At 72.5% G+C, this 14,894-nt stretch carries 11 protein-coding genes; 5 read left to right on the forward strand and 6 right to left on the reverse strand.

What is annotated here, in order from left to right:
• Positions 1-555 precede the first annotated feature (555 nt).
• Positions 556-2,157 (reverse strand): (2,3-dihydroxybenzoyl)adenylate synthase, encoded by a 1,602-nt coding sequence (locus tag ACFFRH_RS26665; RefSeq protein WP_386160357.1) that lies wholly within the window; start codon positions 2,155-2,157, stop codon positions 556-558.
• 3 nt (positions 2,158-2,160) lie between these two features.
• On the reverse strand, positions 2,161-2,568 hold the full coding sequence (panD, locus tag ACFFRH_RS26670) for an aspartate 1-decarboxylase (protein WP_344744482.1): 408 nt from the start codon (positions 2,566-2,568) through the stop codon (positions 2,161-2,163).
• A 78-nt stretch (positions 2,569-2,646) separates the two neighbouring features.
• On the opposite strand from panD, the gene entS reads away from it, so the two are divergent.
• The gene (gene entS, locus ACFFRH_RS26675) at positions 2,647-3,888 is read left to right on the forward strand and encodes an enterobactin transporter EntS (RefSeq protein WP_344744483.1); all 1,242 of its coding nucleotides are present in this window, start codon (positions 2,647-2,649) and stop codon (positions 3,886-3,888) included.
• Between the two features lie 211 nt (positions 3,889-4,099).
• Positions 4,100-4,510, forward strand: a complete 411-nt coding sequence (locus ACFFRH_RS26680; RefSeq protein ID WP_344744484.1) for a hypothetical protein — start codon at positions 4,100-4,102, stop codon at positions 4,508-4,510.
• A 187-nt stretch (positions 4,511-4,697) separates the two neighbouring features.
• Here ACFFRH_RS26680 and ACFFRH_RS26685 read toward each other — a convergent pair whose 3' ends face one another.
• Together ACFFRH_RS26685 and ACFFRH_RS26690 are read right to left on the reverse strand one after the other, a co-directional pair.
• On the reverse strand, positions 4,698-8,339 hold the full coding sequence (locus tag ACFFRH_RS26685; RefSeq protein WP_344744486.1) for a non-ribosomal peptide synthetase: 3,642 nt from the start codon (positions 8,337-8,339) through the stop codon (positions 4,698-4,700).
• 186 nt (positions 8,340-8,525) lie between these two features.
• Complete coding sequence (locus ACFFRH_RS26690) at positions 8,526-9,554, reverse strand: FecCD family ABC transporter permease (protein WP_344744487.1); 1,029 nt, start codon at positions 9,552-9,554, stop codon at positions 8,526-8,528.
• Between the two features lie 215 nt (positions 9,555-9,769).
• Here ACFFRH_RS26690 and ACFFRH_RS26695 point away from each other — a divergent pair, with 215 nt between their 5' ends.
• Complete coding sequence (locus ACFFRH_RS26695; RefSeq protein ID WP_386160381.1) at positions 9,770-10,966, forward strand: RNA-guided endonuclease InsQ/TnpB family protein; 1,197 nt, start codon at positions 9,770-9,772, stop codon at positions 10,964-10,966.
• 40 nt (positions 10,967-11,006) lie between these two features.
• Here ACFFRH_RS26695 and ACFFRH_RS26700 read toward each other — a convergent pair whose 3' ends face one another.
• Positions 11,007-12,026, reverse strand: a complete 1,020-nt coding sequence (locus ACFFRH_RS26700) for a FecCD family ABC transporter permease (protein WP_344744489.1) — start codon at positions 12,024-12,026, stop codon at positions 11,007-11,009.
• Between the two features lie 266 nt (positions 12,027-12,292).
• Here ACFFRH_RS26700 and ACFFRH_RS26705 point away from each other — a divergent pair, with 266 nt between their 5' ends.
• Complete coding sequence (locus tag ACFFRH_RS26705) at positions 12,293-12,757, forward strand: nuclear transport factor 2 family protein (RefSeq protein ID WP_344744491.1); 465 nt, start codon at positions 12,293-12,295, stop codon at positions 12,755-12,757.
• A 101-nt stretch (positions 12,758-12,858) separates the two neighbouring features.
• Positions 12,859-13,533, forward strand: a complete 675-nt coding sequence (locus ACFFRH_RS26710) for a pyridoxamine 5'-phosphate oxidase family protein (protein ID WP_344744493.1) — start codon at positions 12,859-12,861, stop codon at positions 13,531-13,533.
• A gap of 204 nt (positions 13,534-13,737) precedes the next feature.
• Here ACFFRH_RS26710 and ACFFRH_RS26715 read toward each other — a convergent pair.
• The coding region (locus ACFFRH_RS26715) for a GAF domain-containing sensor histidine kinase (protein WP_386160363.1) at positions 13,738-14,894 on the reverse strand (1,157 nt) is incomplete at its 5' end.

Below are 14,894 nucleotides of genomic sequence, written 5' to 3' on the forward strand. Positions count from 1 at the left end.
GATCAGGCGGAATCGGCACCATCGACACCAACAACAACCACGTGACACTCCGCACCTACCCAACCGGATCATTCGCCACCAACTGGACCCACGTCACCACAGCGTCATAGATACGATCCCGAACCTGGTTTGACCATTCGCGACCGGCCGGGGAAATTAAGCGGCCCCGAGCCTGGGCGGCATTCCGCTGGTATCGCGCCGCTCTTGGGTACTCAGTATGTAAGCAAGGGCCGTCGCCGGCGTTCAAGATTTGTATCGGCTTCGGAAGCCGGCGCCGAATTCAAGGAAAATTCCCAATGCGATCGAGTTTTCCGAAGCATCGTTCGACCGGGTTGCGCTGTTTGTAAGTCTGGACGTTGAAGGTGTGAGGGCGGCCTCCCGGGCCGCCCTCACGACGTTTGCGATCGGCCAATTGGTCCCCGGGGCCCCTTCGATGCCACGGTGGCGATCGGCCCACCGCACGCCAGGCCTGGTCGTAGCGGAGGAAGGCAGAACCGCCCCCCGCCGAGCCGGGTGTAACCGGATCACCGGGAGGCGATCCGGCCTTGGGGGAGGTCAGCGCAGGCTCGCGGCGAGCTCCTTCTTGCTGATCTTGCCGACCGGGGTGCGGGGGAAGGTCTCGACCAGCTCGATCCGGTCGGGCCACTTGTAGCCCGCCACGCCGCGCTCCTTGAGGAACTGCTTGATCTCCCTGAGGGTCGGCGCCTGGTCCCGGACGATCAGGAAGGCGCAGGTCCGCTCCCCCATCACCGGGTCGGGGGTGCCGACCACGGCGGCGTCGTGCACCGCCGGGTGGGCCAGCAGGTGGTTCTCCAGCTCCTCGGCGGAGATCTTGTCGCCGCCCCGGTTGATCTGGTCCTTGTCGCGGCCCTCCACGACGAGGTGGCCGGAGGGGAGCACCCGCACCAGGTCTCCGGTCCGGTAGAAGCCGTCGGGGGTGAAGGACCGCGCGTTGTGCTCCGGCGCGCGGTAGTAACCGCGCAGGGTGTACGGGCCGCGGGTGAGCAGCTCGCCGACCTCGCCGGGGGCGACCTCGGCACCGTCGGAGTCGACGACGAGGATCTCGTCGGCCGGGGACAGCGGCCTGCCCTGCGTGGTGTCGACCAGCTCGCGGGGGTCGTCCAGCCGGGTGTAGTTGAGCAGGCCCTCGGCCATGCCCAGCACCTGCTGCACCGCGCAGCCCAGCACGCCGGGGACCTGCGCGGCCCGCTCGGCGGCGAACTTGGCCCCGCCCACCTGCAGCAGCCGGAGCGACGACAGGTCCTCCTCCGACCAGGACGCCGCCTCCAGCCAGAGCAGCGCGATGGGCGGCACCACCGCGCACACCGTCGCGCGCTCCCGCTCGATGAGGGGGAACGCCTCGTCGGGTGACCCGGAGGACGCCAGGACGACGGTGCCACCCTTGGCGAACACCCCCAGCACCCCCGGGCAGGCGAGCGCGAAGTTGTGCGCGACCGGAAGCACCACGAGGTAGACCGTCTCGCGGTCGAAGCCGCAGACCTCGGCGCTGGCCTCCAGGTTGTAGACGTAGTCGCGGTGGGTGCGCGGGATCAGCTTCGGCAGGCCGGTGGTGCCGCCGGAGAGCAGGAACACCCCCACGTCGGCCGGCTCCGGCCGCTCGTACGCCACGGGACCGGCCTCGGCATCGGAGCCGAGGTCGGGGTCGGGGTCGGGGTCGAGGTCCGCCAGGGCGGTGAACTCCTGGGCGTCCCCGTCCACCACGACGTGCTCCACGGCCAGCGAGCGGGCCAGGTCGCGGTAGTCGAACCCGCCGTACTCGTCGGGGATGACGTACGCCCTCGCCTCGCTCAGCTCGCACAGGTAGCCGATCTCGCTGCTGCGGTGCGCGGGCAGGGCGAGCACCGGGGCCGCGCCGATCCTGACCAGGGCGAGGAAGACGACGACGAAGGAGGTGGTGTTGGGCAGCTGCACCACGACGCGGTCGCCGCGCCGGATGCCCAGCCGCGCGAAACCGGCCGCGGCGCGCTCGGCGCGGCGGTCCAGCTCGGCGTAGGTCAGCCGTTCCCGCCCGGCCACGAGCGCGGTCCGCCCGGGGTCGCCCCCGCGCAGCACGTCACCGAGCAACCGGTCGCTCCAGTAGCCCTCGGCCAGGTAACGCGCCGCGAACTCCTCCGGCCAGGGGGTGAATCCCTCCATGGGTCACCGCCCCGCGATCTGGGCCACCGCGCCCGCGACCGGCTCGGCCGGGTCGGTGCCGAGCGCGACGACGCGGTTGGCACCGTCCACGTGGACGACGCTGGGCCGGTGCGCCCGCGCCTCCGCGTCGTCGAAGTTCCCGTACGAGATGACGATGACCAGATGTCCGGGGTGGACCAGGTGGGCCGCCGCGCCGTTGACGCCGATGACCCCGCTGCCCGCCTCACCGGCGATCGCGTAGGTGACCAGGCGGGCGCCGTTGTCGATGTCGACGACGTGAACCTGCTCACCTTCGACGATGTCGGCGGCGGCCATCAGCTCGGCGTCGATCGTCAGGGAACCCACGTAGTGCAAGTCCGCCTGGGTCACGGTGGCACGGTGGATTTTTCCGTTCATAAGGACCCGCTGCACTGGTCTGTCCTCTTTCCCTAAGGTCAACTAAGGTAAGCCTCACCTTATCCACTCCGCCCGTCGAGGAGAACCCCGAAGATGCTGCGCCGTCTGGCCATGGACATCAGCCCGCTCCGGACCAGCAGGGCCTTCCGTGACGTGTTCGTGGCGCGCACCGTGTCGGTCTTCGGCATCGGCATGCTGATGGTCGCGGTGCCCGTGCAGGTCTACGCGATGACCGGTTCGACCGTGCACGTCGGCGCGGTCTCCTCGGCCGAGGGCTTCGCGCTGCTCGCGGGGTTCCTGTGGGGCGGCGTGCTGGCCGACCGGCACGACCGGCGCCGGTTGATGCTGGTCGCGCGCACCGCGGCCGGGCTCGGCTTCGCGCTGCTGACGCTGAACGCCTTCCTGCCCTCCCCCTCACTCGCGGCGATCTACGTGCTCGCCGCCTGGGACGGGCTCGCGACCGGCGTCAGCGTCACCGCGCTGCTGGCCGCGACCCCCGCCCTCGTCCCCCCGGACAAGCTGGTCGCGGCGGGCGCGATCAACGCGCTGACCGTACGGCTCGGCTCGATGCTCTCCCCCGCGCTCGGCGGCCTGACCGTGTCGGCGTTCGGCGTCGGCTGGAACTACGCGGCCGCGGCCGCGGGAACGCTCGCCACCCTCGGCCTGCTGACGAGGCTGCCCGCCCTGGAACCGGTCGCCCAGGTCACGGAGAACCCGCTGCGGGCGATCGCCTCCGGGTTGCGGTTCGTCGCCTCGCACCGCGTGGTCGGCTCCCTCATGCTGCTCGGCCTGCTGTACATGGTGGCGGGCGGCATCCCGGTGCTCATGCCCGCGTTCGCGACCTTGCAGCTGGGCGGCGGCCCGGCCACGATCGGCCTGCTCTACGCCGCGCCCGCCTGCGGCGCGGTGCTCGGCTCGGTCACCAGCGGCTGGGCCGGGCGCTCCCGCGCGCCGGGCCGGGCGCTGCTCGTCGCGTCGGTCTGCGGCTTCGCGCTCCTCGCCTGCCTCGGGCTGGCGACCCACCCCGCGCTCGCCGTCGCGATCCTCTTCGGGTACGGCCTCGTCGCGTCCATCGAGGAGATCCTCCGCTACGGCCTCATCCAGGCGCACACCCCCGACGGCTACCTCGGCCGGGTGAACGCGCTGTGGGCCGCCCAGGAGACCGGCGGCGAGGCCGTCGGCGCGCTCGGCGCGGGCACGCTCGGCCGCTACCTGGCGCCCGGCACCGCGATCGTCGTGTACGGCGCGGCCAGCGCGGCCCTCGCCCTGGCCCTCGCCCTCACCCTCACCGGCCTGCGCGGCGCGACCCTGGAGGCCGATCCGCAGGAGGTCTGACCCCCCGGCCCCGGGGCCCATCGTCGAGACGGGCCCGGTGAGACCGGCGGAGGCCGTGTGAGTAAACGGCTGGAAAAACGACCGTCTCTGTCAGATGGTGAGGAGCGACAGCAAACCCGTCACACCCATGTCGACGTACGACCACCGACGACGCCCGGCCGGCGGACCGTCGCCCGCCCCGGGAGGAGTCCGGAGGAACGAGAGGGAGAACATGGCTCAGACGACCGTCGCCCTCCTGCTGCTCGCCGCCCTGACCGGCGGCACCGCACCGGCGCACTCCGGCCTGGCACCGGCGCAGACACGAACGGCCGCCCCCACACCGGTCTCGGCCGCCGCCCCGGCGGCGAGCGCGGCCAGACCGAACTTCCGCGCCTGCTACGACGGGAGGTGCAAGCTCACCCTCTCGAAGGCGGTGCGGTTCCGGGTCAGCCCCCGGTTCGGCGTCACCCGGCTGTCCGTCTCCTTCACCCGGACCTCCGTGCGGGTGCGGGCCACCGGGCCCGGCGTGACCTCGCAGGCGGTGCTCGGCCCGCGTTCGACGGGGTCGGTCAACGGCATCGGCATACGAGTGGTGTCGCTCTCCCGCACCAAGGCGGTGCTGAGGCTCGCCCCCGTGCGCTGACGACCCCCGCCCCGCCGGCTCCCCCGCACCCCGTGGCGGACCACGAGACGGTCCGGGATTCCCTCCGCCCGCGAGCGGGGGGAATCCCGGACCGGAGGTCCGCGTCCCGGGCGGCCCGCACCGGCGAGACCGTCGCGCCCACGGCGGCCGCGCCCCGCCGGGAACGTCGGGCCGCCCGGAGCGGCCGCTAGCCGGGCTCCCCGGCCCCCAGGCGCTCGGTGAGCTCGTCCTCGGACATGCCCTCGACCATGAGCCAGATCTCGGCGACCGCCTCCAGCCTGCCGGGTGTCTCCTCCACCTCGGTGAACCGGTGGGCGACGCGCGACACGGTCCGCTCGGTGAACAGCGCCCGCAGCGGGAGCGAGGAGGTGTCCAGGGCCTCACGCAGCCGCGCGATGACGGTGGTGGCCAGCACCGAGTCGCCGCCGAGCGCGAAGATGTCGTCGTGCGCGCCGACCCTCGGCACGCCGAGCACCTCGCCGACGACCCGGGCCAGCACCCGCTCCAGCGCGCTGCCCGGGGCGGTGTAGGGCGCGCCCGTCTCCCCGTCCGCCGCGGCGACGAGGGCGACGAGCGCCTTGCGGTCCACCTTGTTGTTCGCGGTGAGCGGCAGCGCGTCCAGGGTCACCAGCAGGTCGGGGACCATGTGCGGGGGCAGCAGCTCCCGTACGTGGGCGAGCAGCTCCTCCGTCCCGGTCTCCTCCGCCCTGCTCTCCCCCGCCTCCTCGGCGAGCACGACCGCGGCGGCCAGCCGCGAGCCGGCGAGCAGGCCGACGGCGCGGCGCACCCGGGGGTGGTTCTCCAGCGCGGTCTCGACCTCGCCGAGCTCGATCCGGAACCCGCGCACCTTCACCTGGTGGTCGCGCCGCCCGAGGAACTCCAGCGTGCCGTCGGGGCGGTACCTGGCCATGTCCCCGGTCCGGTACCAGCGGGTGCCCTCGTGGACGACGAACCGGTCGGCGGTGCGCTCGGCGTCGCCGCAGTAGCCGTCCGCGACACCCGCCCCGCCGATCCACAGCTCGCCCTGCACCCAGTCGGGACGGTCGCGCCCGGCCTCGTCCACGACCCGGCACGCCACCCCGCGCAGCGGGACGCCGTACGGGACCGCCGTCCAGTCGGCGGGCACCTCACCGTCGACCTCGATGACGGTCGAGTGGATGGCGGTCTCCGTCGTACCGCCGAGCGCGACGAACCTGGCCGCCGGCGAGCGTTCCCGCAGCAGCGCGGGCAGGTGCGTGCCGACCCAGTCGCCGCCGAGCAGGACCAGCCGCAGGCTGGGCACGGGGCCGGCCCGCAACAGCATCTCCAGCACCGAGGGAACGCAGTTCAGCACGGTCACCGACCAGCGCTCGGCCAGTTCGGCCCAGCGGGTGGCGTCGCGCCGGTCGTCCTCCAGGGGGATCGCCACGGCGCCCCCGCGCGACCAGAGCGCGAACAGGTCGAACACCGACAGGTCGAAGTCGAGGGCCGACACGGCGAGCGACACGTCCGCCTCGCCGATCGCGAACCGCTCGACCAGGTCGCCGATCGTGTTCATCGCGGCCCGGTGCGAGACCTCGACGCCCTTGGGCTCCCCGGTGGAGCCCGAGGTGAACAGCACGTAGCCGACCTGGCCGGGTGGGACGGGCACCGGCCCGTCCAACGGCGCGGGGTGCGTCACGGCCGAGGTGAGCGAGACCGCGACCCCGGCCGTCTTGAGGATCCTCTCCCGCCGGGCGGCGGGCTGCCCCGCCCCGACTGGCACGTACGCGGCCCCGGCCGCCAGCACACCGAGCACCGCCACGGCCTGGTCGTGCCCCTTGGGCAGCTCGACGGAGACCCGGTCTCCCGGCCGCACCCCCCGCTCCACGAGGTGGGCGGCGACGCGCAGGGCACGGTCGGCCAGCTCGCCGTACGTGAGCGTGCCGCCGCCGTCACCCGTGTCGCCCATGTCGCCCGTGTCACCCGCTCCGGTGCCGGTGCCGGTGCCGGTGCCGGTGCCGGTGCCGGTGCCGGTGCCCCAGTGCAGCGCCGGGAGGTCGGGGGTGCGCCGGGCCCGCGCGAAGAACTCCTCGTGCAGCGTCCGCGCGGGCAGCGCGGGCTGGGCGTTGAGCTCGTGCCGCAGGCGCAACTGGTGCGGCGAGGCGCCGATCCGCAGCGGTTCGGCCCAGTCGGCGTCCGGCGCGCCCAGACGGGTGATCGCGCCCGTGTAGGCGGCGAACATCGCGTCGGCGACGCCCTCGGGGAACGCGGGATCGCGCACGTCCCAGTTCAGCAGCAGCCCGCCGGAGACCTCGGTGACCTGGGCGTCGAGCAGCACCTGCGGCCCCTGGGAGATGATCCACTCCGGCTCTCCGAAGCTGCGCCGCGCCCGGTCGCCGAACAGCTCTCCGAGGTTGAGCGCGCTGGTGTAGACGATCGGCGCGAGCACCTGCTCGCCCCGCGCCCGCGACAGGTCGCGCAGCACCTCCAGGCCGGAGTAGTCGCTGTGCTCTCCGGCCGTGTGCAGCAGCGCCTGCAGCTCGCGGGCGCGCTCGGTGAACGGCAGCTCCCGCGACAGGTCGGCCTCCAGCAGTACGGAACCGGTGAAGTCGCCGACCAGGGCGTCCACGTCGGGGTGGATCGGCTCGCGGTGGAACAGCGGCAGGTTCAGCAGGAAGCGCGGGGTCGCCGACCAGGCGCCCATCACCTCGGCGAAGACGGCGGCGAGCGCCATCGCCGGGGTGACGCCCTCCCGGTGGGCGCGGGCGATCAGCCGCTGTTTGTCCTCGGGGGCGAGCCAGTGGTGCTTGCGGACGACCCGGTCGCCCGGCTGCGGAACGACCGGCAGCTCGGGCGGCCCGGACAGCTCGCCGAGCCGCTCGCCCCACCAGCTCCGGTCGCGGGCGCGGGCCTCGGCGCGCGGGTCGGCGGCGAGATAGCGCGCGTAGCTGTAACCGATCGGCGGCAGGCTCTCGCCCTCGTACAGCGCCGCGAGGTCGGCCAGCATCGTGCGGTAGCTCATCGCGTCGGCGGCGACCATGTCGACGTCCAGGTGCAGCCGCGCCGCACCGGACGGCAGCAGGCTCAGCCTCATGTCGAAGACCCGGCCCGTCTCGATGGGGAGGCGCTGGGTGGACATCTCGGCGCGTAGCCGTTCCAGCTCCTCGCCGGGATCCGGTACGGCGCGCAGGTCGTGCACCGCGACGGCGGGTCCCGGCCGCTCCGGCAGGATGCGCTGGGTGCCGTCGTCGGAGATCGCGGCCCGCAGCATCGGATGCCGCTCGACGAGCGCCACGACGGCCGCCTCCAGCCGGGCGGGGTCGATCTCGCGGCCGTCGAGTTCCACGTAGAGGTGCGCGGCGACGGAGCCGAGCGACTGGCCGGAGTCACGGCCGATCCAGTAGGCGTGCTGCATGAGCGCGAGCGGGAACGGCCTGTCCGGCTCCGCGTATCCCCGCTCGGAATCGGCGCCCTCGGGACCGGGGCCGGTGCCCGGGGTGGAGTCAGAAACGGAGCCGGGGCCGGAAACGGAAACAGGGTCGGAGCCGGAGTCGGCGACAGGTCCGGAAACGGAAACGGGGTCGGAAACGAAGCCGGCGGCAAGGTCGGCGACAGGGCCGGGGCTTGCGCTCGCGACCGGCTGTGGCGCGAGGGCGCCGCGCTCGGTGAGCAGTTCCCACCACTCGGCCAGCGTGGGCCGCTTCGCGAGTTCCGCGAAACCGACCTCGACGCCGAGGCGGCGCAGGCGGCCGGTGAGCCCCATCAACTGGATCGAGTCCATGCCCAGCTCGATGAGGTTTTCGTGCGCCTCTACCTGCTCCCCGAGCAGTTCTGTCAGCGAACGGTGCAGTTCTTCCCTGGTCAGCACAGAGCTCCCCTTAAGTCAGGTAAGGCTAACCTAATTTAGGAGCGTTCGGGCGTCAACGCGCGTCTCATGACACCTCAGGCGATCCCGGACAAACGGCCCCTCAATCGACATCGTCCCCGCGGAACGCGGGGCCGCTCACGCCCTCTCATCCGCTCGGTCGACACCGTCACCTCAAGGCGCGGGTCCTCACGCCCGTCCCCTCCTCCCCTCGGTCGACAGCAGCCAGACCAGGTAGACGCCGCCCAGCACCCCGGTGACCACGCCGACCGGCAGCGCGACCGGCAGGCGCAGCGTCACCAGGTCGCTGACCACGAGCAGCGCCGCGCCCGTCAGCGCGGCCGGCACGAGCTGCGTACCGGGCCTGCCGGTGAGCCCGCGCGCCAGCTGCGGCGCGGCCAGCGCGACGAACGGGACCGGCCCCACCGCCGCGGTCGCCACCGCCACCAGCGCCACCCCGACCACCACGAGCGCGGCCCGCGTCCGCTGGACCGGCACGCCGAGCGCCTGGGCCGCGTCGTCCCCGAGCTCGCCCATGCGCAGCCGCCCCCCGAAGGCCAGCGCGACCGGTACGAGCACGGCCATCGCCAGGGCGAGCGGCCACGCGTGGTCCCAGCCCCTGCCGTTCAGGCTGCCGGTGAGCCAGAACGCCGCCTCGTACGCCTCGCGCAGCTCGGCGCGGGTGACGAGATAGGAGTTGAACGCCTCCAGCATCGCGGCCGCGGCGACCCCGACCAGGACGAGCCGGTAGCCGTGCACCCCGCCCCGGTAGGCGACCAGGTAGACGGCGAGCGCGGTCAGCACCGCGCCGCCGACGGAGCTGGCCGCGATGGCGGCGGTGCCGCCGCCGACGATGAGGATCTGCAGCAGCGCGCCGGTGGCCGACCCCGTGGTGAACCCGATGATGTCGGGGCTGCCCAGCGGGTTGCGCGTGACGCTCTGGAAGATCGCCCCGCTCAGGCCGAGCGCCGCACCGGCGAGCAGGCCGGTGAGCGCCCTGGGCAGGCGCAACGTGAGCACGATGAACTCCGTGGCCCGGTCCCCCTGCCCGGTCAGCGCTCCCAGCACCTCGCCGACGGAGACGGGGAAGTCACCGCTGCCGACCACGGACACGGCCGCCCCCAGCGCGACGGCCACCAGTACGGCGCACACCGCGACGACGCGCGGCTCCCACCGCAGGGACATCGTCCCGAGACGCAGGACACGACTCACGCTCACCGAGCACCTACAGCGTGGATGCCCCGTCCTTCAGGACTCCGTTGCCCAATTACGGCTGGGCGACGTCCGGCATCGTTATTCAGTGCCGAACACGCAGGCCGCGAGGACCGAAAACGAATTGGGCAACGGAGTCCTTCAGAGCGGGGAGGAAACGCGAAACGGTCGCGCATGAGGGTCTCCGGATTTTGTCGGTGGGCTTCGGTAGGTTGATCGACGTGTCCCGCTTCCGGCTTCAGCCTTCGCCTGCCCAAGAGCAGGCGTTGGCCGAGCACTGCGGGCACGCCCGGTTCGTGTGGAACCTCGCGGTTGAGCAGCACGCCCACTGGAAGCCGGGCCGTACGTCCGCGCCGGGATTCGCTGAGCAGTGCCGACAGCTCACCGAAGCGCGCGCCGAGTTCGAGTGGCTGCGCGGCGGGTCGATCATCGTCCAGCAGCAAGCCCTCAAGGACTTCCACCAGGCGATGGCGAACTTCTTCGGCAAAACCCATCGCCGTCCGACGTGGCGTAAACGCGGGCAGGGTGAGGGGTTCCGTATCGTCGCGGTCAAACCCGGTGACGTGCGCCGCCTGTCGCGTAACGTCGGCGAGGTGAAGATCCCCAAGGTGGGGTGGGTACGGTTGCGCTGGTCGCGTCCCATCCCCGAAGGCGTGAAGTCCTACCGCGTCACCCGTGATCGGGCGGGCCGTTGGCATGTGGCGTTCACCGCGATCCCTGAGCCGGTCCCCGCACCCGGTTCGGGTGAGGTCGTCGGCGTGGACCGGGGCGTGGCCGTGTCGGCGGCGCTGTCCACGGGCGAGTTGCTGAACGCGCCCACCCTGCGCGACACCGAGAAGGAGCGGCTGCTCACGCTTCAGAGGAAGCTCGCCCGTGCTCAGCGGGGGTCGAACCGGCGGAGCAAGGTCAAGGCCGCCATCGCGAAGCTGAAGGCGCGTGAGGCCGACCGGCGCAAAGACTGGGTCGAGAAGACCTCCACTGATCTCGCGCGCCGTTTCGACGTCATCGCGGTTGAGGACCTGAAGATCGCCAACATGACGCGGTCGGCCAAGGGCACCCTTGAAGCGCCCGGGAGGAACATCCGCCAAAAAGCGGGCCTGAACCGGGGCATCCTCGCCGCGGGTTGGGGTCAGCTCGTGGCCCGGCTGGAGCAAAAAGCCCCGGGACGCGTTCAGAAGATCGACCCGCGTTACACGTCGCAGACCTGCAACACCTGCAAGCACCTCGCCAGGGAGAGCCGCGAGAGCCAAGCTCTCTTCCTGTGCGTCGCCTGCGGGCACCGGGCCAACGCCGACGTGAACGCGGCCAAAAACGTTCGCGACACTGCCGCAGGGCATGCGGTGGCTGCACGGGGAGGCTCCGGATTTCCGGAGCCGGCGAACCGTGAACCTCAACGCGACCTCCTCCTCATGGGGTAAGTGGCGTTGGAATCCCCCGCCTTCAGGCGGGCGGTGGACGTCAAAGCTGGGGAACCCTTCCGCGACGGACCATCAGGGCCAGGAGGGGAGCGCCGAGGAACGCGGTGACGATGCCCGTCTCCAGCTCGCCGGGCGCCGCGACCACCCGTCCCGCGACGTCGGCGGCGAGCATCAGTACCGGCGCCAGCAGCAGCGAGTACGGGAGCACCCAGCGCTGGTCGGGCCCCACCAGCGCCCGGACCACGAAGGGCACCGCGAGCCCGACGAACGCGATCGGCCCCACCGCCGCCGTGGCGGAACCGCACAGCACCACGACCGCGAGCGCCCCCAGCGCGCGGGTCCGGCCCGGCCGGGCACCCAGCGCCCGTCCGGTGTCCTCCCCCAGGGCCAGGGCGTTGAGCGGGCGCGCCAGGCAGAGCGCCAGCACCGTCCCGGCCAGCAGGAACGGCCCGATCTGCAGGAAGACGCCGAGGTCGCGCCCGGACAGCGAGCCCACCTGCCAGAAACGGAAGCTGTTGAAACTGCGCGGGCTGAGCAGCATCATCCCCGCCGTCAGCGAGCTGAACACCGCGTTGATCCCGGCACCGGCCAGGACCAGCCGCGCGGGGGTGGCGCCGGAACGGCCGCGCGACCCGATCAGGTAGACCAGCAGCGCGGCCCCGGCGGCCCCGAGGAACGCCGCCCACACGTAGACGAGGACGTCGTCCACCCGGAACAGGCCGATCACCGTCACGACCGCCATCGCGGCGCCGCCGTTGACGCCGAGCAGGCCGGGTTCGGCCAGGGGGTTGCGGGTCAGCGCCTGCATGAGCGCGCCCGCCAGGCCGAGCGCCGCCCCGACGGTCACCCCCAGCAGCGTGCGCGGCAGCCGCAACTCCTGGATGATCAGGGCGTTCTCCGAACCGTCCGGGGAGAAGACCCCGGACAGGGCCTGGTCCAGCGGGATCTGCTTGGCACCGATCACGACGCTCGCCAGCACGGCGAGCAGCAGCAGAACAGCGAGCAGGCCCAGACCGGCGAGCCTTTTGGAGAGGTACGCGCTCTTTGCGGGAGGAGACACGCGCTTCAAGTTAGCCTAACCTAACCGAGGTGGCGACGGCTGTCCCGGAGACGCGCGCCCAGCCCGCCGCGCGCCCACGACAAGCCTGCCGCACTCCCCGGCCGGTGACACGCTCACGTCACGTCCCGTCACGTCACGGCCCAATGGGAGGACGCCACCACCTCAGGAAACCGTCAAACACGCGCAGCGGCATACGTACGCGAACCACGGGTTCCGTACCGTGCACGAAGGCGGCCCGCCCGAAGCACGACCACGGAGGTGATGACATGACACGTCCTCCGGTCCCGCCCTTCACCCAGGAGAGCGCCGTCACGAAGGTCCGGCTGGCGGAGGACGGCTGGAACACCCGCGACCCGGAGAAGGTGGCGCTGTCCTACACGACGGACTCCCACTGGAGGAACCGCGCGGAGTTCGTCGACGGGCGGGACGCGATCATCGCGTTTCTCCGCCGCAAATGGGACAGGGAGCTGGAGTACCGGCTCATCAAGGAGCTGTGGGCGTTCGACGGGAACCGCATCGCCGTGCGTTTCGCCTACGAGTGCCACGACGACTCCGGCAACTGGTTCCGCTCCTACGGCAACGAGAACTGGGAGTTCGACGAGGAGGGGCTGATGCGCGCGAGGCACGCGTCCATCAACGACCTTCCGATCGCGGAGGCGGACCGCAGGTATCACTGGCTCCTGGGACGCCGCCCGGACGACCATCCGGGACTGAGCGACCTGGGCTTCTAGAGGCGGACGAAAGGCCCGCCTTCCGGGGACCTCGGCCCCTGCTCCCCGAGCCGTCGCCGGAGTGGAATGGAGCCGTCCGCGACCTTCTGTTGGGAGATGTCATGACCGAACGCATAGCGACCCCCGGTGACCTGGGCAGGCGGGTGGCCCGGCTGCGCGAGTCCCTGGGCCTGAGCCGCGAGCAGCTGGCCGGCAGGGCCGGGATCGACATCGGGTACGTGGAATACCTGGAGGAGAGGGCGGCCTCGCCGTCGGCGGAGACCGTGAGTCACCTGGCGTCCGCCCTGGAGGTCGGCGTCGAGGAGTTGCTGGGCGCGACGGCGGACCTGCCGCCCGGTCGCGGCCGCCCCGCCGCCGGTTCCGTGCTGGAGAAGCTGACGGAGCAGGAGTGCCTGCGGCTGCTCTCCCCCGGCGGGGTGGGCCGGGTGGCCTTCAACGATCCCGGAGGACCGGCGATCCTGCCGGTCAACTACGCCCTGCGCGAGGGCGCGATCGTCTTCCGCACCGCTTTCGGCGGGCCGCTCGACGGCGCGCTGCGCACGGGTGTCCGGGACGTGGAGCTCAAGATCGGCTTCGAGGTCGACCGGATCGACGAGGCCGGTCGCGCGGGCTGGAGCGTGCTCGTCAGGGGCGGCGCCCACCACGTCTCCTCCGACGATGAGCAGGCCGCCGCGGCGGCCTCCGGTGTCCAGGCCTGGGCGGGCGGCGACCGCGAGCTGTACGTCACGATCGTCCCCGCCGAGATCACCGGCCGCCGCATCCGGCACGCCCCCTGACGCCGTACGGCCGCGCGGAGGCGGCGACGAAACCGACGGCGCTCCCCCGAGACGGTTCCGTCCTGACCGGCGAAGGTCCCGCCCCCACCTGCGGGACTTCGTTCCCGACCTGCGAGGACTCCAGCCCCGACCGGCGAAGACCTCCTCGCCGGCCGGCGGGAGCCTCGTCTCCGACCGGCGAGGGCGGGGCCGGTGCCGCCGGGGTCACCCGGCGTCCCGCGAGCCGTTCCCCTTCGGGGCGAGCGGGACGCTCCAGACCAGCCGGGTGCCGCCTCGTTCCGGGGTCTCGGTGGTGAGGGACCCGCCGAGGTTCTCGGCCCGCTTCTGGAGGTTACGCAGGCCGCTGCGCCTGCCGTCGGCGGGAAGGCCGACGCCGTCGTCCGTCACGGTGACGACGAGCCGCTCCTTCCCGAGCTCCACCGACACCTCCGCCCTGGTGGCCCTGGCGTGCCGCACCACGTTGGACAGCGCCTCGCGCAGCACCGCGGGCAGGTGCTCGGCGATCTCCGGGGAAACCTCGCTGTCCAGCCGTCCCTCCATGGTCAGCCCCGGCATGAAGCCGAGGTGGGCGCGTGCCCCCTCCACCAGGTCCACGATCTGGGCGCGCAGACCGGCGTCGCCGTCGCCGGGGGCCTGCAGGGCGAAGATGGTCGAGCGGATCTGCCGGATGGTGCCGTCCAGCTCGTCGATCGCGTTGCGCAGCCTTTCCGAGGCCTCGGGCCGCTCGACGAGCCGTACCGTGCTCATCAGCGTCATGGCCACCGCGAACAGCCGCTGGATCACCACGTCGTGCAGGTCCTTGGCGATCCGGTCGCGGTCCTCCAGCAGCCCCAGCCGCTCGGCGTCCGTCCGCCTCTCCGCCAGCTCCAGGGCGATCGCGGCCTGACCGGCGAAGGCGTGCAGGGTGCGCACCTCCGCCTGTTTGAACGGGACGCGACCCTGACGCTTGCCCAGCGACAGCACGCCCAGCACGCCCCCCGTCGCGCCGAACGGCACCGCGGCCACCGGGCCGAGCGAGGCGTACTCGGCGATCACGATCGAGACCTCGGTCTCGGCCGGGTCGGTGACCGTGACCGGCTCACCGCCGGTGAACGCCAGGCCCGCCAGGGACCCGGCGACCGGGGCCTGCGCGTCCACCACCCGCTCGTGGTTCTCGCCGTCGGCGACGACCGCCCGCAGGACCCGCCCGGTCTCGTCCGGCAGCAGGACCGCCGCGATGTCGGCCCCGGCCATCTGCCGCGCCCGGCGCACGATCAACGTGAGAACCTGATCCGGTTCGGCTCCCGACAGCAGGCTGGTGGTCACCTCCGCCGAGGCCTGCAGCCACATCTCCCGGCGCCGGCTCTCCTCGTACAGGCGGG

The organism is Streptosporangium vulgare (assembly GCF_042428775.1).
Taxonomy (GTDB): domain Bacteria; phylum Actinomycetota; class Actinomycetes; order Streptosporangiales; family Streptosporangiaceae; genus Streptosporangium; species Streptosporangium vulgare.